The following is a 26,613-nucleotide window of genomic DNA, read 5'->3' on the forward strand; positions in this document are numbered from 1 at the left end:
GTTTCGGGAAACAGTCGGCCATCGAGCACCGCTTGCAGGACTGGCGCGCCCCAGGATGGCGGCGACAGGGAAAACAGCCATGAGTCGGCTGAGATCTCTTTGTCTGTCTGTCGTCGGTCTGTCAATCACCTTTGAAGGGGTCATCGTATATTGAAATATCAACTATAAGCAATGATTTTTCAATGACCAATACGTTGCGGGCGCACTACCGATTCCCCTTGCGCTATGATGTCGCGAACAGCGGCGTTACAGAACGAGGCGGATTCTCACCCGATCGGACCTCAATGTGGGCACCATGACCTCCCTTCTCAAGACTTACCTCGAGCGGATCAAGGACGAACACAGGAAGCTCGACGCCCGCGGCGTGATGCAGATGCAACGCCAGGTGGACATGGCGCTCGACGACATCTACGTCACGCTCAATGCGAGGATCAAACGAGAGAGCACCGGGGGAATGCCCCTTGTCCGTGGCATACTATCGTCGGATTGGACGCTCCATGATCAAACGAACCGGATAATCGAATTCCCGACGGAAGCGACTTCCGAGGAAGGCGGGCTCGACATAGAGGCGCTCTACGCGCGCAATCGGCACTGGGTGATCCTGGGCGACCCGGGCTCGGGCAAGACCACCCTCTTGCGGCACCAAGCGTGGAAGGCGGCGGACGATCACTTGGAAGGGCGCGGCGCGGTGGTCCCCGTCTACCTCACGCTGCGGTACTTCGATCCGAAACCTCCGTACATCGTGGACTCCGCCTTGCTCGGCTATGGGACCGGCCGGAATCTCGAAGACCTGGGCTTCGGGCTCGCACAGCGTCGGGGCCTGAGTGAAGAAATCGAGCAGGCGCTGACCGAGGGCCGAGGGCTGATCCTCTGCGATGGGCTCGATGAGCAGCGCGATGCCTCGGTCAAGAAGCGGACCGCCGCGGCCATTGAATCCCTCGCCCACAAGCACCCCGACAACCGCTGCATGGTGACCTCGCGCATCGTGGGCTACGACGCCGCGCCCTTGAAGCGCGGCTTCCAGACCGCCACCCTCGAGCCCTTCAGCGACGAGCAGGTCCGGACCTTCTTCCGCAAATGGTACCGGGCCGTCGAGAAGGCCGAAGACCTGATCGAAGCCTACACGGAGGCACGCGCCGACCGCAAGGCCGACGAGATGACCGAGGCCGTGCTGAGCGAGGGCAACCCGGGACTCCGCCGGCTCGCGGCGAACCCGCTGCTGTGCACCATCATCGGCCTCATCCACCGTCAGGGCGGCGCCCTGCCCGAGCAGCGCGTCGAGCTTTACAAGCTATGCGTGGACACCTTCATCTTCAACTGGGAAATGCACAAGCGCCGGCGCAAAGAGGAGCAGAGCGGCCTGAACCCCCAGGAGACCCAGGAGGTCCTCGAGCCCATCGCCTTCCACCTCCAGGAAGAGACCGTGGACAACCGCGCACCGCGGGAAACGATCCTCGGTTGGGCCGCGAGGTTCCTGGTGCACGAGCACGGGATACCGGAGCGGGAGGCGAGGGCCAAGGCGGGCCGGCTGCTCGACCTCATCCGCGATGTCGCCGGCCTCTTCATCGAGCGCGGCGCGGAGGAATACGCCTTCTTCCACCTGAGCTTCCAGGAGTATCTGTGCGCCCGGTACATCACGCGCCGCCGGCGCGAGATCGAAGCCCACCTCAAGCGCCGGCGGGACAGCTCCGACCGTCAGCCGCACCTCTTCGATCCCCGGTGGCGCGAGGTGATCTACCTCGCCGCCGCCTACCAGGGCCAGCGGAGCGACGAGGACGCGAGCGAGCTCGTCGAGCTGGTGGCCCGCCAGACCGACCTCATGCCGCACGAGGCCGAGATGCAGTACGCCTTCCGCATGGCCTTCGCCTGTCTGCGCGAGACCCGGGTCCTGTTTCAAACGGCGGACGAGAGGATGGGGCGTTGGGTCCGGATGTACCTCGAACTGCCGCATCTCCGAGGCCGCCTACTCGCCCTCCTGCGCCGCCCCGGCCATCCCTTGCGCTACAAGCCCGAGACGCTGGACACCCTGTTCAAAGCCGTCGGCGATAAGGACACCGGCATGCGCCGCGTAGCAGTCGAAGCGCTCGGTGCATTAAAGGACCCCCGGGCCCTCGATCCCTTGCTCCATACGCTCCGCGATAAAGACGCCAGCGTGCGGTGGGCCACGACCGAGGCGCTCAGCGAAATGCAGGACCCGCGAGCCGTCGATCCGTTGCTAAGGGCACTCCGCGACGAAGATGATGCCGTGCAATGGCAGGCGGCTTGGGCCCTAGGGCGATTGCAGGACCCCCGTGCTCTCGAGCCTTTGCTCCAAGCGCTCCGCGATAAAGATGCTGGTGTGCAGCGGAATGCGTCCTGGGCGCTCGGCCAATTAAAGGACCCCCGCGCCTTCGAGCCATTACTCCAAAACCTTCGCGACAATGACCCCGGCTTGCGGAAGGTCGCGGCCTACGTGTTCGGCAACTGGGAGGACCGACGCGCCCTCGAACCCTTAATCCAGGCCCTCCGCGATAAAGATCCCGACGTACGCCAGGCCGCGGCCGGAGCGCTCGGCATGTTTAAGGACCCGCAGGCCCTCGAACCCTTGCTCCAAGCCCTCCGCGATGAGGACATCGGCGTGCGGCAGGCCGCGATCGCGGCCCTCGGCGCATTGCAGGACCCCCAAGCGCTCAATCCCTTATTCCAATCCCTCCACGACCAAAACACCGGTGTGCGGCAGGCGGCGGCCGGGGCCCTCTACGAGTTGCAGGACCCCCAGGCCCTCGAGCCCTTGCTGCAGGCCCTCCGGGATAAAGACGCCGACGTGCGGGGCGGCGCGGCTTCGGCCCTTGGCGCATTGCAGGACCCCCGTGCGATTGAGCCCTTGCTTCAAGCCATTCTTGATAAGGACGCTGGCGTGCGGCGCTCCGCGGCCTGGGCGCTTGGCGAATTGCAGGATCCCCAGGCCCTCGAACCGTTGCTCCAGGCCCTCCGCGATAAAGACGCCAGCGTGCGGGATAGCGCAGCCTGGGCGCTTGCCGAGTTGCAGGACCCCCAGGCCGTCGAACCCTTGCTCCAAACCCTCCGCGATCACGACGCCAGCGTGCGGCGGGCCGCGGCAGAGGCGCTCGGTGAATTGAAGGACCACCGGGCTCTCGATTACTTGCTTCAGGGCCTCCGCGATAAAGACTTCGGTGTGCGTGAAGCCGCGGCCGATGCCATTGAGGGGATCGAGCTTGGCGGGCTTTTGTGAGCCGTTTGCTCGACGACCAGCCGGTCGACACTGGGGAAGACCGGCTCCGCCTGACACGCTACATCGACATCATCGATGAGCGGGTCTTGCACAAGGACGACTCGCTGTTGAGCGAGGGGGAGAGGCCGCCGCCGTTCGTGGTCGGGGTCTTCGGCCGCTGGGGCACCGGGAAGACCACGCTACTCAAGATGCTGGCAGCGCGCCTCGACGCGGACAACCGGCAGCGCCGCAGACCCACCTTTACGGATGTCTTGAAGGGCAAGGTCGGATTCAAGGACTACTATCGAAGGTTCATAGCCAGTCAGAGTCCGAGCACGCAGCGACCGTTCACGTGGCGCGTGGTCCAGTTCTCGCCCTGGATGTACCGGCACGAGAAGACGCTCCTGTTGCCGTTGCTCGCCACCCTGGCGAAATCGGACAGCGCATTCAAGGGTCTCGTCCGGGATATCCTCGCGCTCTCCCCCACGCTCGTCGAGACGGTCAAGTACCTCGGGCTAGAATCGGCCCAGGCCGGCCTCCCGCTCCTGACGTTCTTGAGCAGCGTCCGCAAGGCTAAGTGGGGCGGCTCGATTCAGGAGCTTTCCGATCGCATCGCTGGCGCGGTCGGGAAGATCGCGAAACGCCGGAAGCGGCTCGTGTTCCTGATCGACGACCTCGATCGCTGCCACGATCCCGAGCAGGTCGTGGGGCTCTTGGAGCAGATCAAGCTCTTCCTGCACCTCAAGCATTGCCTCTTCTTCATCTTCGCGGACCGCGCGCAGATCCTGGCCGCGATCGAGCAGCGCTATCCCGGGGAGGGGGTTTCCTATCTCGAGAAATTCGTGCAGCTCTCGATCGACCTGCCGCCGCACGACAGCATGGACCTCACGGGGCTTCTGCCCGAGACCCAAGACCCCGACAACCAGCCGCTCTACGCTTACTGGGAACGACTTGCCGAAGCCCTGGGCCACAACCCGCGCAAGCTCAAGAAGCTCTGGAACCGCACCCAGGTGTGCCTGGATTTAATTCGTCAGGAACGGGATAAACCGGGTGAGGCGTTGCGCCCCGCGTCGCCCTATCTCATGGCCAAATGGCTGCTCATGATGGAGCAAGGGTTTCTCGACGACCCGTATGCCAGCCTCGACTTCGAGATTGCGTCCCCATCCTCCGACGGTGAATCACCCATCGAGCAGGCTCGCAAGCTGTTCTTCGGGGAAGGCGAGCGAAAGTTCACAGCCGAGCAGCGGCGCGTCTTGACGTTCCTCTGGCAGGACCGCAACGCGCATGGCTTCGGGGAGCCTACGGTCGTGAGCCGCTATGCGCGCGCGGCCGGGATGGACCTCGGGCGGCGGCGGGCCTTCCTCGAGGAGGCGGCCTTCGCGGGCACGCGGCCGGTTGGGCGAATGGACTTCTCACAGGCCGATCTGAGCGGAGGCGTGTTTTGGGGCTTGCGCTTCATCGGCTGCGATCTCCGGCATGCTCATTTAGACGACGCGGACCTGCGCGCCTGTCACTTCGAGGATTGTCTTCTACATGATGGGTTTTTCAAGGCGGCAAGGCTCGAGAACACGCGCTTCCTCTCTTGCGAGTTGCTTGGCGCGTGCTTCGACGACGCCAAGGTCGAGGGGACGTCCTGGATTCAATGCCGGAACATCGATGAGCTCCAGACCGATGCCGCGACCTACGAGGCCATCGCGGACATAATGGCGGGGCAATGGAGGAGCGAGCGCGGTGAGCCCTGGGCGGGCGCCGACCGAGAGCAGCTCTACAAGACCTATGAAACGATCGTCAATGCGGACAACGCGATGCGGGAAGAACAAAGGGTGCTGAGCGCCAAGGACAGGGAGCGCCTCAAAGAAAAGGCCAGGAAGCTACGAGACGACCTTGAGGCGGCTACCGCATCACAACCGGAAACCGGTCAGCAATGAGCGCGCGTAGGGCGCATGGGCTTTCCGCCGAACGGATGCCCGAGGCGCCGCTAGCTATAAAGCGGTTACCGGGTCACGCATCGCCTTGCCTCACGGCGGCGCGTGATGTATATCTGCGATGCATATCCATGTGAGAGGGCGTCATGCCCGATACCGCTATTGCGAAGATCTTCATGCACGGGCGCAGCCAGGCTGTGCGCCTGCCATTGGCCTTTCGCCTGCCCGGGGACCGTGTGCGCGTGCGCCGCGTGGAAACTGGCATCCTGCTCGAACCGATGGTGACGGATATCGATGCCTGGTTCGCCGAGCGGGATCGCTTCGTCGACGTGCCCTTCATGGAGGACGGCCGGCGTCAACCACCGGTACCTGAGCCGGAGGATCCGTTCGCATGAGCTACCTCCTCGACACGAACGCCGTCATCGCGGTGCTAAAAAACCAGCCCGCCGCCGTTCGCAGGCGCCTGCGGCGGGCGGCCGCCAAGGGCGCCGCGGTCGCGATCTCATCGGTCGTGTTGTTCGAGCTTTGGTATGGGGTCGCGCGTAGCGAACGCCGCCGCGAAAATGCCGAACGCCTGCGCGCCTTTCTCTCGGGTTCCATCGGCGTCGTTCCATTCGATGAAGAGGACGCGGCGACCGCCGGCCTGGTGCACTACGTTAAATAAACTTCGCGCCACCCTGGAAGCGGCGGGTACGCCCATTGGCCCTTACGATCTGTTGATCGCCGCCCAGGCGTTCAGGACCGGGGCGACACTGGTTACCGCGAATCTCTCGGAGTTCGCCCGCGTGCGCGGTCTCGCGTGGCAGGACTGGACCGCCAAGGCCGGATAGGGGCGCCATGACTCGAGCACGTTCCCGCTCCCGTAGTGGCACGATGGGCCCCGGTCTTTTCGGGCTGCCGGCGCTGTTTCTGATGGCGATGCTGGCTGCCTACGCCGCTCCGGAGGCGCAGAAGCTGGTCTTGACCGGCTCCAGCACCATCGCCCCGCTCGCCGCGGAGCTCGGGCAGCGTTTCGAGGCGCTGCGACCCGGCGTCGAGGTCGATGTCCAATCCGGTGGATCGAGCCGCGGTATCCATGACGCCCGCGAGGGCCTCGCCGATCTCGGCATGGTCTCACGCGCCTTGACCGCCGAGGAGGCCGATCTCCATGCCTACACCATAGCACTCGACGGCGTCGCGCTGATCACCCATCGCTCGAACCCGGTCGCGGCCCTGGGCCGGGCAGAGATCATCGCCATCTACACGGACCGCATCAACCGGTGGTCCAAGATCGGCGGACCGGACCGGCCGATCACGGTCGTGAACAAGGCGGAGGGCCGCTCGACCCTCGAGCTGTTTCTCGCGCATTTCGGGCTGCGCAATTCCGAGGTCAAACCGGATGTCGTGATCGGGGACAACGCCCAGGGCCTGAAAACCGTGGCGGGCAACCCCTGGTCGATAGGCTATGTGTCGATCGGCAGCGCCGAATACGAAGCGACCCATGGCGAGCCGATCCGCCTCCTGCCGCTCGACGGCGTGGAGGCATCGATCGCCACGGTGCGGGACGGCACCTACCCCCTGACAAGGCCGCTCAATCTCGTGGCCCGCGGGCCCGCGAGCGGACTGGCCCTGGCGTTCATCGAGCTCGCTCGTTCGGAGGCCGCGCGCGCGATCGTGGAGCAGCAGTTCTTCGTCCCCGTCGATCCGCCCGTCGATGCCCAACCCGTCGATGCCCGGCCCGTCGATGGCCAGCCCGTCGATGGTCAGCCTGTCGATGGTCAGCCTGTCGATGCCCCAACTGTCGATGCAAGGTGATCGCGTCCTGATCGGGGCGCTCGGCGCTTGCGCGCTCCTCTCGGGCGGGGTCCTGGTCCTGATCCTCGTGTTCCTGGTGCTCGAGACCGGGCCGCTCCTGGCCGGCGGCCACCTCGCCCGAGCGCTCCTCGGTGCCGAATGGCATCCCGCGGATCACGCCTTTGGATTACGCGCGATGATCGCCGGCAGTCTGGCCGTGAGCGGGCTCGCGCTCTCCTGGGCCGCGCCCGCGGGGATCGTGGTGGCCGTGTGGGGACGGCTCTATGCGCCACCGGTGCTCGGGCGCCTGTACCGCGGGGTCATCGACATCCTGGCGGGCATCCCCTCCGTGGTCTATGGCTTCTGGGGGCTCCTGGCCATCGTACCCGCCATCAACCGCGTGCGCCCGCCGGGCACGAGCCTCCTGGCCGGCGGGTTGGTGCTCGGGCTCATGATCCTGCCGCTCTGCGCGCTCAGCACCGATGCGGGCCTGGCGCGGGTGCCGCAGAGCTACCTGCGGGCCGCGGCCGCGCTCGGCCTGTCGCGCTTCGGCACGCTCAGGCGCATCCTCTTGCCACAGGCCTGGCCCGCGATCGTCGCGGGATGCGTACTGCAACTCGGCCGGGCACTGGGGGAGACCATGGCGGTCGTCATGGTGTGCGGCAATGTGGTCGAGGTTCCGGATTCGCTCTTCGCCCCGGTGCGCACCTTGACCGCCAACATCGCCTTGGAGATGGCCTATGCGAGCGGTTGGCACCAAAGGGCGTTGTTCATGAGCGGGCTGGTCGTGCTCATGGTCACCATGGTCCTCGTCGGCCTCACGCAAGGGCTCAGGAAACGGGCATGAGGATCGAGGGAGCGCGCGACCGGTGGGCCGCGGCGCTTTTCGGCGGCGCGTCGCTCATGATCATGGCCCTACCGCTCCTCATGCTCGTCGAGGTCGTCGGCGCCGGGCTGCCGCGGCTGTCGTGGGAGTTTCTCTACGCGCCACCGATGGATGCCGGACGCGCCGGCGGCATCGGTCCGATGATCGTGTCCACGCTCGCCATCCTGGCCGTGTGCCTCCTCGCCGCACTGCCCGTCGGGCTCGGTTGCGCGCTCTACCTCGCCGAGTGCGTACCCGCGGGGGGCCGCCCCGCCCGGGCGCTGGGATACAGCCTCGATGTGCTCGGCGGGGTGCCATCCATCGTCTTCGGTCTCTTCGGCTACCGCTTGTTCGCCATCGAATTGGGCCTCGGCTTCTCGATCCTCTCCGGTGGGCTCACACTCGCCTGCATGGTGCTGCCCCTCCTCATCCGCGTCAGCGAGGAAGCGCTGCGGGCGACGCCGCCCTCCTACCGCCAGGCGGCGGCGGCCCTGGGCTTGTCGCAGGGCGGATTCCTGCGCCGGGTGCTGGTACCCGCGGCCGCCCCGGGGATCGCCGCGGCCCTGATCCTCTCGGTCGGACGCGCGCTCGCGGAGAGCGCCGCGCTCCTCTTCACCGCCGGCTACGTCACCCGCCTGCCGGATTCCGTGTTCGATTCCGGCCGGGCTCTGGCCGTACATATCTACGATCTCAGCATGAACGTCGCGGGCGGCGAGACCAGCGCCGCGGCCACCGCCGTGGTGCTGGTCGGGCTTCTCGCGCTCATCAACCTCTGCGCACGCAGGCTGGGCCAGGCACTGCACAGGATGCAGCGCGCATGAACGCGTGCGAACCGGCGGCGCCGGCGGGGATCACGCTCGAAGAGGTCACCGTCCGCTACGGTGCACACATCGCCATCGAGCGCGCCTCCTTTGCGGTGCGGCCGGGCGAGCTCATGGCCCTGGTGGGGCCGAGCGGATGTGGCAAAACGAGCCTCTTGAACGCCATCAATCGCCTCTCCGATCTGATCCCCGGCTGCGCAGTCACGGGCCGCATAGCGGTCGGCGGTCGCGACGTGCGCGCGCCCGACACACGCCTGACCGCGCTGCGCCGCCGGGTGGGCATGGTGTTCCAGCAACCCAACCCCTTCCCGCTGTCCATCGCCGACAACCTCCGCTTTCCCCTGCGTGAGCACGGCGTCTCGAACCGCGGCGAGCGCGAGCGGCGCACCGAAGAGGCGCTCCGCGCCGTGGGTCTCTGGGAGGAGGTGAAGGACCGGCTGGGTAAACCGGCGCAGGCGCTCTCGGGCGGCCAGCAACAGCGCCTGTGCATCGCGCGAACGCTCGTGCTAGGCCCCGAGATGCTGCTCTTCGATGAGCCCTGCAGCGCCCTCGACCCCCTCTCCGCCGGTGTCATCGAGGCGCTCATCGCCGATCTCAAGGGCCGCTACACGATCCTGCTCGTGACCCACAACCTCCCGCAGGCACGGCGCCTGGCGGATACCGTCGCGGTCTGCTGGGTGAGCGAGGGGTGCGGCTGCGTGGTCGAATCCGGACCGTGCGGCGTGCTCTTCGAACGTGCCGCGCACCCCATCACGCGGGCCTACTGCGGGGGAGAGGTGGGCTGATCGCACCGCGTACGGCGTCAACGAAGCGTTCCATGTCGGCGACGGCGATGGCGCCCATGGCGGACACGCGAAACAAGGTCGTAGCGAGATCGCCTTGTCCGGCGTAGATGATGAAGCCCCGGTCCTTCAAGCGATCGTGCAACTCGGTGTAGCCCATTCCGTGCGGCAGTTGAAAGGCGTTCAGGACCACCGAGCAGTCCTCACGTGGGAACAGCGGTTCGATGCCGAGGGCGCGGAGGCCATCGCGGGCGATGCCGAGGAGGTGTCGATAGCGCCCGCTTCGGGCCTGCCATCCGCCTTCTTCTGCCAGCTCCGCGAGCGCCTCGCGCAGGGCAGAGAAGACCTGTACGGATGGGGTATAGGGCGTGCTGCGGCGGTCCTGGGACTCGCAGTAGCTCCGGAGATCGAGGTACAGGCTGCGGCGCGGACCGTCCGGGTGAGACAGCGCCGCCCGCGACACGGCGACGAAGGACACGCCCGGCACGCCGTGCAGGCACTTGTTCGCGGTCGCGGCACAGGCGCTCAGACCCAAACCCTCGAAGTCCAGGGCTTCCGCGCCGAAGCTCGATACCGCATCGAGCAGGACCCCGAGGCCATGCACCCGGCCGAGCGCACCGATTTCCGCGAGGGCGTTCAGGCGCCCGGTCGTGGTCTCGTGGTGGACCATGGCGATATGGCTGAGCCCCGAATGCCGCTCGATGGTCTCCGCGATCCGAGGCAGGTCGAGTGGGGCCCGCCAGGCGTGTTGGACACGGACATGCGGAATGCGGTGAATCTCGGCGATCCGGGTGAGGCGCTCGCCGTAGACGCCGTTCTCGAGCACCAGCAACTCGCCGGTCTGCGGGATCAGGCTCGTCAGCATCGCCTCGACCGCCGCGGTCCCGGAGCCGGTGAGCAGAACGACGGCGTAGTCCTCCGGCGCAAGGCCATAGACGCCGAGGAGCCGCGCTCGGATATCGTCCTGTAGATCCGCAAACTCGGGCTCGCGGTGGCACAGATCGGGGTTCATGAGCGCCGCGCGCACGCGGGGGCTCAGGGTCACGGGACCGGGATTCAACAGGATCATGGGTAGCGTGCCCCGATGTGCCGAGAGAGGCGCACCGTCGTGTGCGCCTACCAGCGGAGCCGAGAGGATCATGAGAAGGCCGTCCCGATGTGGGCCATGAGGCGATCGAGGACCTGGGTCGGCGAGAGGGCGGGGCGGGGCAGGTCTTCCCGGGTGCCGGTGCGGATCTTGATCTGGGCGAGGCGTGCCCGGCCGTGCGCTTCCGCCGCGAACAGCGCCTCGATCACCCCGAGGTGATCGCCGGCGGCCGCGACGCCATAGCCGCAACTCACTGCGATCCCGGCGAAGTCGATGCCGGCGCTGACCGTGGACTGCGCCCCGGTCGAGTCGTGGGCCTCGTTGTCGAGCACGAGATGGATGAGGTTGGCCCCGCCGTAAGCCCCGACGGTCGCGAGGTTGCCCATGCGCATGAGTGCCGCGCCGTCCCCGTCGAGGACCACGACGTGCAGATCCGGTCTGGCGAGGGCGAGGCCGAGGCCCAGCGAGGAGGCGCAGCCCATGGAGCCCACCATGTAGAGGTGGTTGGGGCGGTCGGCGAGGGCGTACAGCTCGCGGCCCGTGTAGCCCGTGGTCGCGATGAGCACGGCGTTTTCGGGCGCATGCGCGAGGACCTGCGAAAGCACCTCGCTGCGCGCGGGACGTTCCCGACCGCGATAGTCGTATCCGGGACCCGCTTTCGAATTCGCCACCCGCGGCCTCCATCCCCGGCGCAGCGCATGGGGGGCTACGGTGCCCTTCTGCATCACCAATCCATAAGGCCTCCGCTCGCGCGCCATGTGCCGGGCGGCGCGCTCGAGCACCGGTGCGATCGCATGGGGCTCGGTCGGAAACGATTCCCATGGCAGCTCCATGGTGTCGAACATGCGGCCGGTGATGCGCCCCATCAGCTGGTGCTGCGGCTCGTCTTTTACGCCCGGCGCGCCGCGATGCGTGCAGATGAGGAGCAGCGGGATCCGAAAGACATGGGTCAGGGAGGTCAGCGGGCTCACCGCATTGCCGAGCCCGGAGTTCTGGATCATGAGCGCTGCCCGCCGGCCGCCGATCACCGCTCCGGCCGCCGTAGCCACGGCATCGCCTTCGTTTGCCGAGGAGATATAGGTGAGCCGCTCGTCATTGATGACGTAGTTGATGAAGGGCGTGAGGAACGAGCAGGGGACACCCGCATACCATTCGATCCCGCGGCTACGCGCGGCTTCGACGAAGTCCTGTGCTTCGATCATCCTCGTCCGGCTCTCCCGTAGGTATACTGGGTATGTACCATAGTGTGGATCGGGAAGATAGGCCATGTCACATCGTGTCAACGTGATCTTGGAGGACGAGGTCTGGGCGGCGCTGGCAAGGCTTCGACAAGGGGCAAATGCCGAGCACTGGATCCGCGAGGAACGGGACAGTCACCGATGGCGATGTACCTCCCAGACGCTACCGTGATCCCGAAGGGTGTGCTATAGCCGATGAAGCCCTACGCCGACGCGCCCGAAGCCATCCGTGAGGCCTTTGTCGCCGGCGATCTCGATCTCTCGTACCGGGCGTATGGCTGCGAGCTCCCGGTGTAAGCGCCGCCCCTCTTCGTCCTCTACACTCGGGACCCGCACCACACTCCTCGTAGGATTTCTTCGTCACCACATTCTACTGGGACTAGCGAACATGCGAGGCACTTGGCCGTCCGGGCCACGATGGTGGATCAACTGCAAATCGCTGGCCCGGCAGGGCGGACCGCAACATCACCGAAGCGTTACCCGTTGCGAGGTCGCGTTGGGTTTGCTACCCTTTATCTTTCATGCGCGCGATAACTCTGTAAGCAATCCTGCGAAGAAGCGAATGATCTACGTCTTCACGTCTGCGGCGCTGAACTACCTCGGCAAGGTGAGAACGCTCCTCACTTCAGTGGGTGAGTTCCTTCCCGAGGCGACCTTCCACTTCGCCCTCGCCGAACGACGGGCCGAAGGTTGTCAGGTCCCGGAGCTGCCCGGCGAGCAGATCATCTATGCATCCGACCTCCCGATCGGCCGCGATCCACAACGACTCTTCGGCCACTCCATCGTCGAGCTATCGACGGCGATGAAGGCCGAGGTCGCGCTTCGTCTGCTGCGCCGCCGCGACTGCGAGCTCGTTCTATATTTCGATCCGGACATCGTCCTATTTTCGCCGCTTGAGGATCTTGTGGAAACTGCGCGCCGTTCGTCGATCGCGCTGACGCCACACCTGCTCGAACCGGAGATCGAGCCCAAGGCGATCGTGGACAATGAGATCTGCGCGCTCCGCCACGGCGCCTTCAACCTCGGTTTCCTCGGCCTGCGTCCGACTCCGGAAGGGCTACGCTTTGCCGAATGGTGGGCCGACCGCACGGCGCGCTTCTGCCGGGCGGATACCGCATCGGGTCTATTCACGGATCAGAAGTGGATCGACCTGGCCCCCGGATTCTTCGAAGAGCTGGCCATCCTTCGCAACCCGCGCTTCAACGTCGCACCGTGGAACCTCTCGCGACGCTGCGTGACCGGCGACTTCGACGCCGGCTTCCGCGTCGATGGCAAGCCCTTGGGCTTCTACCATTTCACGGGCTTCGACAGCGGGGCACACGAAATGGTCGTTGGCGCGTATGCGCCCGACAACCAGGCTCTGCGAATGCTCGTGCAGTGGTACGTGCGGCGCACCGCCGAGCTTTCGGTCCCTGGTCCGCCTTCCTGGAGCTACGGCACCTACGCCGACGGAACTCCGATCGAGTCTGCGCATCGCCTGGTGTATCGCGAGCGGACGGACTTGCAGGCTGCTTTTCCCGATCCTTATTCGACGGAAGACGGTGGAGTGCTTCGGTGGATGCAGACCTCCGGGCCCGTCCAGTATCCGAAGCTCTTGTGGTGATCACTGTGGAACGGGAATCGGTGCAATCAGGCGTGGGGAGCCCCCTGCAGGCGACAGGCTTGCGTTACGCAGGCCGGATCGACCTGAACAACTCCAATCACCCTCACACGATGGCGATCCTGGAAGTGCGGCCCGGCAGCCGCGTTCTCGACATCGGGTGCGCTGCAGGCGACGTCGCCAGAATTCTCTCGCAGCGCGGCTGCTCGGTCTGGGGAGTCGAGAACGACCGGGTTGCGGCCGAGCTGGCACGAGCATACTGCAAAGGGGTCGTGCTCGGCGATATCGCGGATCTCGACCTAGAAGAGACCCTCGCGGGGACGGCGTTCGATGTGGTGCTCTTCCTGGACGTGCTGGAGCATTTGCTAGATCCGGCTGCGGCGCTGAGGAAAGCGGCAGGGGTCCTGGCCGCGGACGGCAAGGTCCTGGCGTCCATCCCTAACGTCGCCCACGGGGCCGTACGGCTCCAGCTGCTGGGCGGCCGGTTCCGCTACACAGACGCCGGGCTGCTCGATCGGACGCACGTGAAGTTCTTCGACTCGGCGGGCGTCGAAGAACTCTTCAAGAGCACCGGATACCTTGTCGAGGAATGCCGGCGAGTGACTCGATCTCTGGAAGAAACGGAGATCCGGGTGGATCTTGACGCATTCCCCTCCGAACTGCTCGAAATGATCTCCAGGGACCCTGAGGCACTCACCTACCAGTTTTTCGTCATAGCCCGGCCGATCGCCGGAGCGCGGAGGGCTCCCACCGATGCTCGGCCGCTTCCCGCGCGACCTGGCGAGCCTGCGCAGCCCCTGGGCGACTCCTGCACCGAGCTCGGGAGCTGGCAGAAGGGGGAGGTCGCGAGCCTCGATGCGGTTCTGGATCAGGTCCGGAGCGAGCGTGAAGCTCTGCTTCACGAGCGCGAGACGCTCCACTCTATCCTGGAGCGCGAGCGGGCGGAAACCGCGAGCGAGCGCCAGAGGATCTCCCGCATCCTCTCCGGCAGCCTTCAGTTAATGAATCGACTCGAGGCCAGCCGCGCGGAGATCGAAGAAGCCCGCCGCGCGGAGATCGAAGCCGCTCGAGACGTGGCAAGTCGACTCGAAGCCCGCCGCGCGGAGATCGAAGCCGCTCGAGGCGTGGCAAGTCGACTCGAAGCCAGCCGCGCGGAGATCGAAGCCGCTCGAGGCGTGGCAAGTCGCGCGCTGGCCACGGTCACGCGGGAACGTGACGCCTGCCGAAAGGACATTGAGCGGCTCGCCCGACAGGTCGCAGATGTCTCGGCGAAGCTCGTGCGCCAACGCGAGGCCTTCCATGGAACGTTCTCGTGGCGAGTGACGCGACCCGTGCGGGCCGTCTCCCGGCTCGCACGCAAGTTGGTCGGACGAAGGTAGAGTATTAATAGGATTCTTTAGAACAGCACGCGTGTCCATTGACAGACATGCCAAATATGATCGCGGGAACCGGGTTGACAGCCACGAGCTTTCAACCACGTAATCTTCACATCACCCACTCCTGGGGTGGCGGCACGTCGCGCTGGGTAGAAGATTTCTGCCGCTTTGATCCTTACTCGGAGAATTTTGTCTTTGAGTCCTTGACCTTTGCCGAATGCTACGGTCTGTCGTACCGCCTCACGGAAGGACGAACGCTTCGCGTTGTGCGCGAGTGGACACTTCAGCGGCCAATCGCGGAGGTTGTCGTCTCCCACAACGAGTACGCCACCTTGCTGAACCGAGTGGTCGAAGACCTCGGCATCGATTACCTCTACATCTCTTCCGTGATCGGCCATTCGCTCGATGCGTACGCTCTCGACCTGCCGATAACCGTCGTCTACCACGACTACTTCCCGTTCTGTCCCGCGCTCAACGTATACTTCGGAGCGATCTGCCAGACCTGTAGGCGCGACGAGCTTGCTCATTGTCTCCGTGAGAACCCGTTTTCGCGCATTTTTCGGCGACATGACGAAGCCTACTGGACCGAGGTCCGCGAGGCCTTCTTTGAGCGATTTGAGCGGCGCGCTGCGCACCACGTAGCACCCACCCGAGGTGTCGTCGAGAATCTCCGGCGGCTCGATACACGATTCGAGCGGTTTGACTTCTCGATCATCCCACATGGTGTGGCATTCGCGAAGGGCAATGCCTTTGGCGGCGCGGACGACGGCCGTTGTCTCCGCTTGATCGTCCTCGGCCACCTCCACCTCGGCAAAGGTCTCGAGACCATACGGCGGATCTTCGACGTACTCCGCTGCCTCGCGGACCTCTATTTCGTCGGCAGCGGACAGGGAAGCAACGCATTTGCGAATCGTTTCGGAGTGCATGTGACCCCGTCCTACGACCACGCCGCCCTGCCCGAGATCCTTACCTCGATCCGTCCAGACGTGGCGCTACTTCTGTCCGCGGTACCCGAGACTTTTTCCTTCACGCTATCGGAACTCTGGGCCCACAACGTCCCCGTGGTGGCGACCCAAGTGGGGAGCTTCGCCGAACGGATCACACCGGAGCTCGACGGCTTCCTCGTCGGGGGAGCGGACGAAGCGATCGCGGACCAGATCGTGGAGCTCGATGCCCACCGCTGCCGGCTGCGTCGGGTCGCCGACTACTTGGCCTCGCGCGGCGTTCGAGACGTCGGCGCGGAGATCGACGACTACTACAAGCTCCAATCGGGGTTCGCGGACGCGCTGGAGCGTCGGATCGAGAGTCGACTCGCTTCTGAACGACGCTGAGGTCGAAGCTCGACTCCATCACGCCGAACCGGTTGCCCTCGAAATCCCCGCGGATATCCAAGTCTTGTTGCGAGCGAAGCAACGGGCGTGGCAGCGGTCAGCGCGCACAGGGGCTATCTCCTGATTCCATTGTTCATCGCGGCGCGCGTGCTGCACAGATGTCGCGACCGACCAGGGCCGGCACGATCACGAGGGTCGCAAGAACGATCAGGTACGCCGGAACGCGTAACGATCGATCGACGCCAGGGTGAGAGGAGGAACCATGTACAGCACCGGGATCCCGCACAAGGCGCCGACCTGCCGATGCCACAGCACCACGGCCACGAGCAGCCCGGCGAGCGTTACCAGGCTCGCGAAGACGACCAACTGATCGTACGGCACTGCCAGCGTGCGGATCCCGGCCGAGGGGCCCGGCAGTAGGAGCCGGGAGGATCTTCGATAGCAGCGATGATCTTCAAGGTGCCACCGCCCCGGGGGCACTGGTCGGCGTCGATCTCGAACACCCGTTTACGAAAGCCCTTCCTGGCTTTCGCCCTTCGGGCCGGCATTCGCCGTTCAAAACCGCTCCGCTGTAACAAACTTCACCAAGATGGAGGGATAATCAAATGGAATGGAAAATGATGGCGTTCATTTATGCCTCTTTTTGAATTCCAACATGGATATAAATGTGAATATTGAAAGAGCGGTCGTTGTATAGAAAAGCAACCTAGCGTCCGCAGCATTACCATATACAACAAGGCCGGCAAAATAAAAAATGGCCGACAGGAAAATGGTCAAATAGCCTGCCGTCAATGCTCTAACCCGAACCATGTAAATGAAAGAGCCGATTGAGATGAGATATAAGAACCAAGGCCTAAAAAAAGGCAGTTGAGAACCATGAACTATGTACGCGGAGGCTGCGTCACGTAGTGAAGATTCCGGCAAACTGTATCCGTAATCATTGTTGTCAATTGACGGATGCGTAATTAGGAATTGAGCCCCTTTGTTCGCTCCAACCAGATATTTTGTCAGTTGGAGTTTGTGATTGAAAAAGCAAACGGGATGATGCAGCGCAACACTAAGCCATATTTTGTCGATTCTACTATAGACATCCCGCCTATCCAGCAAACCTTTTGAAAGGTTTGCATGCCTTGGGTCATACACACTTCTTATTTCAGTAAGAGACAAAGTTGGTGCCACGTCGGCGAAAAGATTACTACCCACACACAGGCTCGCTCCAGCAACATCAAGGACTCGTACAGATCGAATAATGATATCACTACTATTACTCAGCCTCTCAAAGTTAGGAAGAGAATAATTATCCAACAGAGTTTTCGTGATAAAAACTGTACTTGTTAGCACCGAGCCCAACAAAATTACACCCAGCCATAAATGTATGGGACGCTTCAGCACACGTGAGCATACGACCAACGCAAGGTAATAAAGCAATGGAACGGCGCCAGTGATGGCGTTATGCCGTGAGCAAACGCCGAAAAATATTATGAACAGTGCCAGCAACAATAAAAAAATAAACCACCACCTGTTTATTACAGACCTCATGAACGCGATGACAGCAAAGCCTGCCAGAAAAAAAGCTGCCATCAGAACGTCCTTCCAAATAACCGCTACAGTGCCAAGCACTACAGGAATACTTAAATAGATAAGCAAGAATGTCGTTGCGTAGGCAATTGTTTTTGTAAAAAGAAATAGGACAACAAAAATAGAAAAAAGCAGAAGGAATACCTGAGAAAAATGCATTGCAGATGGATTGTATGACACCAGATCAACAACGCGCCAGACGTAACTGACCATCGGCGGCCACAGCGAATCTGTTACCCCGTTTCTTGCACCGCGAAGCGCATATAGGGTGTCATACGACATAAACCCTGGATAGAATAACGCAGCAACCCCTAGGGACATCAACAAGGGTATCGTTAATAAGTAGACTTTCTCTCTTTCTAGCCGCATTTTGTCGCCCGTAAATTTTCTACACCCCAAACGCGGCAAGGGCCAGAAGAACACTAACGAGGCTTCGCCTCAGACCGACGAGACATGTTATCCTCTTCCGACATAGTCGCTGGTCGAAACCTCTCGACCTTTCGCCCGACACGATGGCCAATCATCGCCCTACAGGTGGGCGCGTAGCGGCTGCCGACCACGGGACGCTGGGCTTCAAGGCAACTGCCATCATGGGGAGCGTCGAGATCAGTTAAGATCGTCGAACGGGCATCTGCCCCCGATCTTCTCCTAAACTGCTTATTTGGGGGAGAGGGGTTAGTGTGCAATCCTGTTCAAAACTTGACTCATGTACATCGTATTTCATGATGCAAGTACTCTAGTGATGCAGCAAGTGAGGCGTTCGCCGGAGACGCCGTTCTGAGCACCAGCAACGCGCCGCTCTGCGGGATTAAGCTGGTCAGCATCGCCTCGACTGCCGCGGTCCCGGAGCCGGTGAGCAGGACGGCGGCGTAGTGCTCCGGCGCAAGGCCAGAGACGCCGAGGAGCCGCGCTCGGATATCGTCCTGTAGATCGCCGCACCGGCCGCCGTGGCCACGGCATCGCCCTCGTTTGCCGAGGAGATATAGGTGAGCCGCTCGTCGTTGATGACGTAGTTGATGAAGGGCGTGAGGAACGAGCAGGGGACACAAGCATACCATTCGATCCCGCGGCTGCGCGCGGCTTCGACGAAGTCCTGTGCTTCGATCATCCTCGTCCGTTCCGAAGTACGAGCCTGCCTTACGGTGCGAGCCGGAAAAAACTGCCAGCAGTTACTGGAGGTCCGGGTAGAGGGCGACGAGACCCAGCTCGCGCGTGATCTCTCGGAGGGCGGCCTCGCCGGTCTCGCGGGTCGCGAGCGAAGGATCGCCGCGCGCACCGATCCGACTCCAGTCTGGGCCGGAGCCCGGGTCGACATCGAAGACGACCGGCTGGTAGAAGACGGTCGCGGGGGCGTCCGGCGCATGGCCGTAGTCGGCCTCCGCCCGCTCCATCCGCACGGCGTCCGGCTCGATGGCGAGGACGAGCGAGGTCTCGAGTTCGTCCGCATGGCCGCCGAGCTTCTGGCGGAGCCGCGGCCGGACGGCTCGCCCAAGGGTGGCCAGGTCGGCGATCGCGACCCGCACGCCGTGGACCGCATAGAAGTCCCGCACGACGATCCGGATCGGCGCCTCGGTCGAGACCCCGGTGTTGATGATCGCCAGCCGGCGCGCCCCTTGGCCGACAAAGCCCGTCAGGACATCCGTCACGAGCGCCATGAACGTGTCCGCCCGGAGGTGCTGGCTCCCCGGGTAGCGGATGAAGGCCGGGTAGTAGCCGAACGAGATGACCGGCGCGACGAGCACCGGCAGCGCCTCGGCGACACGCCGGCCGAGTTCCCGTGCGACCAGGTAGTCGGTCCTGAGCGGGAGGTGTGGCCCGTGCTCCTTGGCCGCCGCCCCTACCGGCACCACGACGACGGCCCCCGCGGTGATGCGCGCCCCGGCCTCCGGCCAGCTCAGATCCTCCAGGAACGCGCCCAGCATCGTCGTCACTTCTCCTGGAGCCGCTCCATGGTGTCGAACATGCGGCCGGTGATGCGCCCCATCAGCTCGTGCTGCGGCTCGTCCTTCACGCCCGGCGCGCCGGCGTGAGGAACAAGCAGGGGACACAAGCATACCATTCGATCCCGCGGCTACGCGCGGCTTCGACGAAGCCCTGCCTGCGCTTCGATCATCATCGTCCGGTCTCCAGTATGTATACTAAGCGTGCACTATAGTGTGGATCGGGTGTCATAGGCCATGTCACATCGTGTCAATGTGATCCTGGAGGACGAGGTTTGGGCGGCGCTGGCAAGGCTTCGGCAAGGGGAGCTTCGTCAACCGGACGAAAGCCAAAGAACACCCGCCGCGAGGAAATCGTCCGGGAACTGGAACGGCTCCGTAGCCGGCTGCCGCGGCTCGAGGGCAATGCCGCACAGTGGATCCGCGAGGAGCGAGATAGCCAGTGATGACGACCTGTGTCCCAGACGCTTCTCGCGATTAGGTATTAAGCGATGGGGTGGTCTTGCCCACAAATTGCCAACGTTGAAAGGATTGCATAGAGCTTGTAATCTTTACAAGGGTACTCGAATAACCCTAACGCGGCGCCCGCGGTAATGTGTCTTAAACGGGTCTTAAGGTTCAGCTTTTCTGCAGCCCCGTATATTCGAGCTCGGGCATGGATAGTGCCGCGGAAATGGGGGCTGTCCCTACGTCTGGATTCTGGCCATTCCGTGGTCAGAATCACGAAGTCGGAAACGCGCCATAATCGGCGAATACTGTATTCTTACGGCGGAAACGGGGTCGGAGCAATGGCAAGTCATGTGAAACAACACGAAGAAGGGCGGGGTACCCACCTCGCCGATTATTGGCCACTCATCAGCTTGATCGTATTGACCTTACTCGCTGCCGGGGCGCTTCAGCTTCAGGCTCCCAGCGCGATGCTTTTCATGCATTATTTCATGGGCCTGTTTCTAGTCATTTACTCCATGTTCAAGATCTTTGATCTCAACGGCTACGCTGATGGCTTTGAAATGTATGACCTCCTAGCCAAGCGGGTGCGGGCATACGCCTATGTGTATCCCTTTGTCGAGCTTGCACTTGGACTGGCGTACCTGGCCTTCTTGTACCCGGTTGTCACTTACATCATCACCCTCGTCGTGTTTGGCTTTAGCGCGCTAGGGGTATTCGATGGGGTCCGTCGCGGTCTCGACCTCGACTGTCCTTGTATGGGCAGCGTGCTCAAAGTCCCGCTCAGCACGGTCAGTCTGGTGGAGAACGTCGGCATGAGCTTGATGGCCCTCGGCATGTTGATCATGCGGTTCGGCTAGCCGAGTATCCGCTGGCGCTGCCCGATCTCTCGGCCTAGATTCGGGCGACGACCCGTGTGAGGAACTGACGTGATATTGGGCAGGTTCACGATGGCGATGGACGACTCGCGCCTTAGCTGCCCGGACCGCACTCCAGGTCTTGAGGCCGCTCCGGGGGCATGGTGTAGAGCTCCGAGCATAGCGTCCGGACCGCGCTGCGGATCCCTTCCTCCAGGACCGGATGGTAGAAGGGTAGATCAAGAACATCTGCCGGAGTAAGCTCTCTTTGTATGGCCCAGGCGAGCAAGTGTGCCATGTGCTCGACACGCGGTGCCACCATCTCGGCACCGATCAAGGTTCCGGTCTCACGCCGGGCATAGATGCGGATCAAGCCGGCGTTTTTTCCGATAACGCGAGCGCGACCCTGATCGCGATAATCGATGCTTCCGATCGCGACATTGCCCAGACCCGTAAAACCCGTGCCCACAACAGCAAGCTGAGGATCGGTGAAGACAATGGCCAAAGGGGTTCGGCGCGTCTTGGCCTCGACCGTGGGCCAGGAAGCCGCGTTGATCCCCGCGATGCGGCCTTCATCGGCGGCCTCGTGCAACAGAGGACGATCTCCGTTGACATCACCGGCGATGAAGATAGGGCTATCTCCGCATTGCATCGTTCGGGGATCGAAACGCGGTGATCCGCGTCCATCCAATTCGAGCCCTGTCCTCTCGAGGCCAAGTCGCCCAAGGTTGGGCGGCCGGCCCGTCGCCGCCAGGATCCGTTGGAAGCTTTCTTCACCTGCGCCTCCACTGGTCCGCCAACGCACGCGCACGCTATCGCCGTCTTTTTCAAACTCGGTCTCCGCTTTCAACAACAGGGGCAACTCTTGTGCGATGATGTTTCTGGCGGCGTCGTTGACTACTGGGTCGCGCAACGGGCCGATGCTATCCCCTTGGCTGAATAAGCATGTGCGTACGCCCAGCCGATGCAAGGCTTGCCCTAGCTCCAAACCGACCGAGCCGGTACCGATCAGCCCGATGGAGCCTGGCAGGTCTTGCCACTCGAATAAATCGTCGCTTACCAGCACGTGCTCACGTACTGGCTCTAATGAGCGCGGGATCGAGGGATGGGAGCCGGTCGCGATCACGATCGCCCTTGCTTCGATCCGGGTACCGTCGTCAATCTCCAGCGTGTTAGGGCCTACGAACCGGGCGTAGCCTCGCAGAAGTTGCTTATTTGGGATTTCCCTTATGGAGTCGAGCACGCCACTGACAAAGCGGTCTCGCTCGCGCTGCACCCGTTGCATGACGGCTCGCCCATCGACGCGCGCCCCGCCCGGGATATCTATGCCAAACTCACCCGCCCCCGCCACCGCGTGCGCCGCCTCCGCTGCAGCGATGAAAAGCTTTGAGGGCATGCATCCGACACGCGCGCAAGTGGTCCCGTAAGGCCCCGATTCAATCAGTACGACTCGAGCGCCTGCCTTCGCGGCCTCGCGGCGGGCCGCTAAACCCGCAGTGCCTGCCCCTACGATGGCAACATCGACCGCACGTGTCGTCATAATCTCATTAGAATGCAAAGAATTGGGATTAAACAGTATTCAGCATCCTATTTGCGTAGTCCTTGCCGGACGTCGGAGGAGGGCAAGGGCCTACCTTCTTGCTTGTAGAGATCGATGGTGTCATCGACGATCTCGCAAAGCTCGGCGAAGACTTGGCTTTCGCCATCACCGTGACATCCGCCGTAGAACAGCCCCGGACAGCTTCCTACGAAGCATTGCTCCTCCCCGGACCATTCGACGATCTTGACATAGAAAGCAGTCTCTTTCATTGCTGTGCCTCCTCCAACGCCGCTATACATTATTCATTCGTCTCGGCGAACAACCGGCTGACCGCCCGCATCGGCAACCAAAGCAGGAGCGGTTGGTCGAGCAATGTATTCGAATTCGTACCGAGCATAGAAGCGCTTCGCCTGATCATCCTTGGCGTCGACCAATACGGCCACGACGCCCACCTCATGGGCGACCCGTAGGCAGCGGTGCAAAGCGTCCATCAGCAGGTGCTTTCCGAGTCCTTGCGCTCGCGCGCCACGATCGACGGCCAGCCGTGCCAGGCGAGCGACGGGAAGCGGATAGTTCGGGAAGCGCTTTGCGGCTTCCGGAGACAGGTTGGCTCTGTCGATACCGCCGACGGTGAGCGAATAGTAGCCGAGGATGCAGGCTGGGCGCCTCGTCTTCGACCGCGACGAACGTGCGCGCTATGCCCGATCCCTGATTCTGGCGAGCATAGCGCGCGAGATAGTCGTTGAGGGCAGGTTCGCCGCAATCGAATGCACTGCGGTCATGTTTCCGGTCAAGCGGCACGATGCGCCACTCAGCCGGCATCGCGACTCATGCGGCGTTCACGGTAGCGACTAGCGGCGGCTTCCAATCGCGGACGAGGCTTGTCGGCTTCGTCGAGGGCAGCGAGGAACGCTTTCCAATCTCGTGACGAGAGCGTGACGGTTTCATGTTCCCCGATGACTTGCTTGGCGTGGTCGGACGCGACAGCAACGAGAAAGCTCGACAGGGACATGCCGGAGTAGGCCGCTGCCCGCGACAGCAAGGTCTTGAGGTCGGCGGACACGCGTAAATCGATGCGCTGGTCCCGTTGTGTCATATTGGCTCGCATGGTAGGCACCTCTCAGACCCATAGTCTAACACGTACGGACAATGTACGGCATGGCTCGCGGGTCGCCGATTCATGCAACCGGAGGATATACCGACCGCGTACGGGGAATGTGGTCACCACTCGAGGGTAGCATCGCTCCCGCCAAGGGTACCGACGGGTTCCTGTGACCCATTATGCCATCGACGAGGGGATCGCAGCCAAGCGCGCACCGGGCGCATGAATCGCCTGTGCCATGCGCACAGCGCACGCTTGGCGTTCAGAGCTGCCTAGAACGAGAAGTTGACTCCCACGGCAAAGCCCTCGGTGACATCTCCGGCATCCTGGACATTGAGCTCATCGAAGTCCGTGCTGATCCTCTGGTAGCGATACCCGGCGTACGCCGTGGCCGCCGACAGGGGCATGTGCGGCATCAAGCGCTCCACCCGTGGGTGTAGGAGAATCCCACCTCGGCGACATTGTAGGTGGTGTCGAAGTCGGGAGATGTCTCGCTGGGGAAATCTCCTTCTTCGAACACAGTTCTAATCTTAGTGTCCATGAAACCGTGAGCGTAGCTGCCATACATCCCGAATCCGCCGCCGATGGGCACCGATGCAGCGATACCGATCGTCGGACCTTCAATGTCGATATCGTCGAACGTTCTAAAGCTGAAAGTCCTAGAAGCAGCCGTGCCAGGACTATCCGTAACAGTGGTTGTAGTATCGAACTCCTGGCGTACCTTCTTGTAACCACCGAGGATGGCGACATAGGGATGGACGTAGATGCCCGCCGAGGCATCCCACTCGTATCGCTCTCCCGAGGTTTCGAATTCGGTCCGGGAAAGTGTTTCCTCGGTTACTTCCACAAAACTAATTCGCCGCACTATTGCCTCCGACGTGCCAAAATCAAAACCCGTCTTGGAGTAATAGCTCCCCGTCACGATCAGCCACTGGTATCGCACCGATAGCTGCGGGATCGGGACCGGCTCGCGGTCGGACTCCTGCGCGTCAGGTGCTGAATCGGAGGCAATGATAAGCTCAAATTGCGGAGTGAACGCGTCACTGAACGAATGAACCTCCTCTCTCGCGACCACTCATTCAGCGACACCTTGGTCCCCAGCGCTACAGAGAGGTCCCGGTCCCAGTCCGGGGTGAGCAAACCCGAGAACCCGTCCCATACGGTCGCCCCCCCGCGGCCTCGTCGGCGAACGCCAGAGGGCCTGTCAGTACGGATAGCGCGACGGCGCCTAGGTACATTGTCTTGTTCATGGTGATAATCCTCAGTCCAATGGGGCGATGCCCGCTTATGGTGATGAAGCCGTTATTGCCGGTCCTTGTCGCGTTGACGCGTCGAACCGATGGGGTAGAAAGGGCAGTGAGGCTTGCTCACGGCGAGCGTCCCCGGTGACCATGCCCGAACCGCGGGCTCGATCAGGGGCTGTCCCCCCCCCCCGAGTGTATGTTTAGCACGACAACCGACTGTGCGCAAGTGGTCGCCATACAACATCAGTGCGGGAGCTTGAGATCCATGCTTACCTGTCATAGCCTGGTAGGGCCTACGTAGAGGGCAAGGATTCCTACGATGGTAGCCACATTGACCAGCAAGATGCAGTCACCCTGCCCAAAGGGATCCGCGAAAAGCTCGGTCTGAAGGCAGGATCGAAGCTGGACTTCGAGTTGTTGCCGGACGGTACCGTCAAGCTACGCCCTGCCAACCTGACCGCGCTCTCGATCATGGGGATGCTGAAGCGACTGGGGCAGCGGCCCGTTTCCATCGAGGAGATGGACGAGGGCATTGCCGCGTTTCTGGAGCGAAAGCACGGGCGGAAGCGGTAATGATCGGCATCGATCGGGCTATGCGTCCGGTAGCCGGCGTTAAAGTGTTGTGGCATCGTGGACATGCAAGGGTTCCACGGTCGATAGCGCTCTAGGGTCGATGGACGTGCCAGCGTTCGTGTTGGAACACGAAGCCGCGATCCGTCTCGCCTTCTTCGCGGGCGTGTTCGCCGTCATGGGCCTGTGGGAAGCGGCGGCGCCTAAGCGCGCGCTCGCGCTCCCGCGGTCGGGCCGCTGGCCCGGAAACGTCGCGCTCGTCGTTTTCGACGCGCTCACACTGCGTATCGTCTTCCCGGGCGCCGCGGTCGGCATGGCGGTGTTGGCGGAGGAACGGGGCTGGGGTCTATTACGTTATATCGAATGCCCCGAGCCGCTCGCGTTTCTGCTGTCTGTGCTGGCGTTCGATCTGGTCATCTATTTACAGCACGTGATGTTTCACGCCGTGCCGCTCCTGTGGCGGCTGCACCGCGTGCACCACGCCGATCTCGGCTTCGACGTGAGCACGGGGACGCGCTTCCATCCCCTGGAGATCCTGCTCTCCATGGGACTGAAGGGTTTCGTGATCGCCGCGCTCGGCCCCCCGCCCGTCGCGGTGCTCGTGTTCGAGGTCCTCCTGAACGCGACCTCGATGTTCAATCACGGGAACGTGCGCATCCCGGAGCGTATCGACCGCGTTCTGCGCCGGTTCGTGGTGACGCCCGACATGCACCGCGTGCATCACTCGATCGAGGAGGACGAGGCCAATTCCAACTTCGGCTTCAATCTGCCATGGTGGGATCGCTTGTTCGGCACCTATCGGGAGGCGCCGCGCGCCCCGCACGAGGACCTGACCATCGGGATCCGGGGCTTGCGCGAACCCGCCGAGGTGGCTCGTTTCTCTGCAATGCTACGCTTACCGTTCGCCGGAAAGCCGAGCGATTACGTCATCAATCGTCGCCGGGATATGTGAGGCGCACGCCAGTTTTTAGCATATTCATACAACGCCGTAAGCAAGCATTGCATCGGCCACCTTCTTGAAGCCCGCGATATTCGCGCCCTTCACATAGTCGACATGGCCGCCCTTCTGGGTGCCATATTCGACGCAACTGTTGTGGATTCCCTCCATGATATCGAGCAGCAGCTGTTGGAGCTCCGCCTCTTTCCATGAACGCCGCTCCGAATTCTGGCTCATCTCGAGGCCGGACACCGCGACGCCTCCGGCGTTGGCAGCCTTGCCGGACGCGTAGAGGATTTTCGCGTCTTTGAAGACGTGCACGCCTTCCAGATCGGTCGGCATGTTCGCCCCTTCCGAGACCGCGATGCAGCCATTCTTGACCAGCGTGC

General features: G+C 62.9%; 26 protein-coding genes and 3 pseudogenes. 15 read left to right on the top strand and 14 right to left on the bottom strand.

Annotated elements, in window-relative coordinates; genetic code table 11:
- Positions 1-295: 295 nt before the first annotated feature.
- The 8 genes and pseudogenes from M3461_18570 (at position 296) to M3461_18605 (ending at position 9,380) form a co-directional block, all read left to right on the top strand.
- The gene (locus M3461_18570) at positions 296-3,232 is read left to right on the top strand and encodes a HEAT repeat domain-containing protein (GenBank protein MDQ3776211.1); all 2,937 of its coding nucleotides are present in this window, start codon (positions 296-298) and stop codon (positions 3,230-3,232) included.
- Positions 3,229-5,139: a P-loop NTPase fold protein gene (locus M3461_18575; protein MDQ3776212.1), complete on the top strand. Its 1,911-nt coding sequence runs from the start codon at positions 3,229-3,231 to the stop codon at positions 5,137-5,139. Before M3461_18570 ends, M3461_18575 begins: the two co-directional genes overlap by 4 nt.
- Positions 5,140-5,282: 143 nt before the next feature.
- Positions 5,283-5,531: an AbrB/MazE/SpoVT family DNA-binding domain-containing protein gene (locus tag M3461_18580; protein MDQ3776213.1), complete on the top strand. Its 249-nt coding sequence runs from the start codon at positions 5,283-5,285 to the stop codon at positions 5,529-5,531.
- Positions 5,528-5,966, top strand: a pseudogene (locus M3461_18585) (type II toxin-antitoxin system VapC family toxin). The gene M3461_18580 and the pseudogene M3461_18585 overlap by 4 nt, the downstream one beginning before the upstream one ends.
- Positions 5,967-6,009: 43 nt before the next feature.
- Entirely contained in the window at positions 6,010-6,930 is a 921-nt protein-coding gene (locus M3461_18590; protein MDQ3776214.1) for a phosphate ABC transporter substrate-binding protein, read from the top strand.
- Positions 6,905-7,756 (top strand): phosphate ABC transporter permease subunit PstC, encoded by an 852-nt coding sequence (pstC, locus tag M3461_18595; protein MDQ3776215.1) that lies wholly within the window; start codon positions 6,905-6,907, stop codon positions 7,754-7,756. The genes M3461_18590 and pstC overlap by 26 nt, the downstream gene beginning before the upstream one ends.
- On the top strand, positions 7,753-8,595 hold the full coding sequence (gene pstA / locus M3461_18600) for a phosphate ABC transporter permease PstA (GenBank protein MDQ3776216.1): 843 nt from the start codon (positions 7,753-7,755) through the stop codon (positions 8,593-8,595). Before pstC ends, pstA begins: the two co-directional genes overlap by 4 nt.
- A complete protein-coding gene (locus tag M3461_18605; protein ID MDQ3776217.1) occupies positions 8,592-9,380 on the top strand; it encodes an ATP-binding cassette domain-containing protein in 789 nt (262 codons plus the stop codon). The genes pstA and M3461_18605 overlap by 4 nt, the downstream gene beginning before the upstream one ends.
- Here M3461_18605 and M3461_18610 read toward each other — a convergent pair.
- Complete coding sequence (locus M3461_18610) at positions 9,346-10,446, bottom strand: 2-aminoethylphosphonate aminotransferase (protein MDQ3776218.1); 1,101 nt, start codon at positions 10,444-10,446, stop codon at positions 9,346-9,348. The genes M3461_18605 and M3461_18610 overlap by 35 nt on opposite strands.
- Positions 10,447-10,514: 68 nt before the next feature.
- Positions 10,515-11,666: a phosphonopyruvate decarboxylase gene (aepY, locus tag M3461_18615; protein MDQ3776219.1), complete on the bottom strand. Its 1,152-nt coding sequence runs from the start codon at positions 11,664-11,666 to the stop codon at positions 10,515-10,517.
- Between the two features lie 598 nt (positions 11,667-12,264).
- Here aepY and M3461_18620 point away from each other — a divergent pair.
- Both M3461_18620 and M3461_18625 read left to right on the top strand, forming a co-directional pair.
- A complete protein-coding gene (locus M3461_18620) occupies positions 12,265-13,305 on the top strand; it encodes a glycosyl transferase (protein MDQ3776220.1) in 1,041 nt (346 codons plus the stop codon).
- A 5-nt stretch (positions 13,306-13,310) separates the two neighbouring features.
- Positions 13,311-14,681, top strand: coding sequence for a methyltransferase domain-containing protein (locus M3461_18625; GenBank protein MDQ3776221.1), 1,371 nt, complete (start codon positions 13,311-13,313; stop codon positions 14,679-14,681).
- A gap of 17 nt (positions 14,682-14,698) precedes the next feature.
- Here M3461_18625 and M3461_18630 read toward each other — a convergent pair whose 3' ends face one another.
- Positions 14,699-15,604 (bottom strand): hypothetical protein, encoded by a 906-nt coding sequence (locus tag M3461_18630; protein ID MDQ3776222.1) that lies wholly within the window; start codon positions 15,602-15,604, stop codon positions 14,699-14,701.
- Between M3461_18630 and M3461_18635 the strand changes: the two genes are divergently transcribed.
- A complete protein-coding gene (locus M3461_18635) occupies positions 15,515-16,009 on the top strand; it encodes a glycosyltransferase (protein MDQ3776223.1) in 495 nt (164 codons plus the stop codon). The genes M3461_18630 and M3461_18635 overlap by 90 nt on opposite strands.
- Before the next feature lie 207 nt (positions 16,010-16,216).
- Here M3461_18635 and M3461_18640 read toward each other — a convergent pair whose 3' ends face one another.
- The 4 genes and pseudogenes from M3461_18640 to M3461_18655 all read right to left on the bottom strand — a co-directional run bounded on the left by M3461_18640 (position 16,217) and on the right by M3461_18655 (position 19,509).
- Positions 16,217-16,390, bottom strand: a complete 174-nt coding sequence (locus M3461_18640) for a hypothetical protein (GenBank protein MDQ3776224.1) — start codon at positions 16,388-16,390, stop codon at positions 16,217-16,219.
- 246 nt (positions 16,391-16,636) lie between these two features.
- Positions 16,637-17,908 (bottom strand): hypothetical protein, encoded by a 1,272-nt coding sequence (locus M3461_18645; GenBank protein ID MDQ3776225.1) that lies wholly within the window; start codon positions 17,906-17,908, stop codon positions 16,637-16,639.
- 607 nt (positions 17,909-18,515) lie between these two features.
- Positions 18,516-18,695, bottom strand: a pseudogene (locus tag M3461_18650) (phosphonopyruvate decarboxylase).
- A 61-nt stretch (positions 18,696-18,756) separates the two neighbouring features.
- Positions 18,757-19,509 carry a creatininase family protein gene (locus M3461_18655; GenBank protein MDQ3776226.1) on the bottom strand — a complete coding sequence of 251 codons (753 nt, stop codon included), beginning with the start codon at positions 19,507-19,509 and terminating at the stop codon, positions 18,757-18,759.
- 818 nt (positions 19,510-20,327) lie between these two features.
- On the opposite strand from M3461_18655, the gene M3461_18660 reads away from it, so the two are divergent.
- Positions 20,328-20,834 carry a hypothetical protein gene (locus tag M3461_18660; GenBank protein MDQ3776227.1) on the top strand — a complete coding sequence of 169 codons (507 nt, stop codon included), beginning with the start codon at positions 20,328-20,330 and terminating at the stop codon, positions 20,832-20,834.
- 112 nt (positions 20,835-20,946) lie between these two features.
- Here M3461_18660 and M3461_18665 read toward each other — a convergent pair whose 3' ends face one another.
- The 6 genes from M3461_18665 to M3461_18690 form a co-directional block, all read right to left on the bottom strand.
- The gene (locus M3461_18665; GenBank protein MDQ3776228.1) at positions 20,947-22,371 is read right to left on the bottom strand and encodes a dihydrolipoyl dehydrogenase; all 1,425 of its coding nucleotides are present in this window, start codon (positions 22,369-22,371) and stop codon (positions 20,947-20,949) included.
- Positions 22,372-22,418: 47 nt separating this feature from the next.
- Entirely contained in the window at positions 22,419-22,640 is a 222-nt protein-coding gene (locus M3461_18670) for a hypothetical protein (GenBank protein MDQ3776229.1), read from the bottom strand.
- A 33-nt stretch (positions 22,641-22,673) separates the two neighbouring features.
- Positions 22,674-22,913, bottom strand: a complete 240-nt coding sequence (locus tag M3461_18675; protein MDQ3776230.1) for a GNAT family N-acetyltransferase — start codon at positions 22,911-22,913, stop codon at positions 22,674-22,676.
- A 269-nt stretch (positions 22,914-23,182) separates the two neighbouring features.
- A complete protein-coding gene (locus tag M3461_18680) occupies positions 23,183-23,467 on the bottom strand; it encodes a DUF1778 domain-containing protein (protein MDQ3776231.1) in 285 nt (94 codons plus the stop codon).
- Between the two features lie 278 nt (positions 23,468-23,745).
- Entirely contained in the window at positions 23,746-23,889 is a 144-nt protein-coding gene (locus M3461_18685; GenBank protein ID MDQ3776232.1) for a hypothetical protein, read from the bottom strand.
- Positions 23,889-24,548 carry a hypothetical protein gene (locus M3461_18690; protein ID MDQ3776233.1) on the bottom strand — a complete coding sequence of 220 codons (660 nt, stop codon included), beginning with the start codon at positions 24,546-24,548 and terminating at the stop codon, positions 23,889-23,891. The genes M3461_18685 and M3461_18690 overlap by 1 nt, the downstream gene beginning before the upstream one ends.
- A gap of 553 nt (positions 24,549-25,101) precedes the next feature.
- Here M3461_18690 and M3461_18695 point away from each other — a divergent pair.
- From M3461_18695 to M3461_18705, 3 genes and pseudogenes are all read left to right on the top strand, one after another.
- Positions 25,102-25,118: pseudogene (locus M3461_18695) on the top strand (hypothetical protein).
- A 13-nt stretch (positions 25,119-25,131) separates the two neighbouring features.
- Positions 25,132-25,290, top strand: coding sequence for a hypothetical protein (locus M3461_18700; GenBank protein MDQ3776234.1), 159 nt, complete (start codon positions 25,132-25,134; stop codon positions 25,288-25,290).
- Between the two features lie 100 nt (positions 25,291-25,390).
- Entirely contained in the window at positions 25,391-26,239 is an 849-nt protein-coding gene (locus M3461_18705; GenBank protein MDQ3776235.1) for a sterol desaturase family protein, read from the top strand.
- Positions 26,240-26,263: 24 nt separating this feature from the next.
- On the opposite strand, the gene M3461_18710 is transcribed toward M3461_18705, so the two are convergent.
- Positions 26,264-26,613: glutamate dehydrogenase (locus tag M3461_18710; GenBank protein MDQ3776236.1), on the bottom strand; the 350-nt coding region annotated here is incomplete at its 5' end.

Source organism: Pseudomonadota bacterium (assembly GCA_030860485.1).
Classification (GTDB): domain Bacteria; phylum Pseudomonadota; class Gammaproteobacteria; order JACCXJ01; family JACCXJ01; genus JACCXJ01.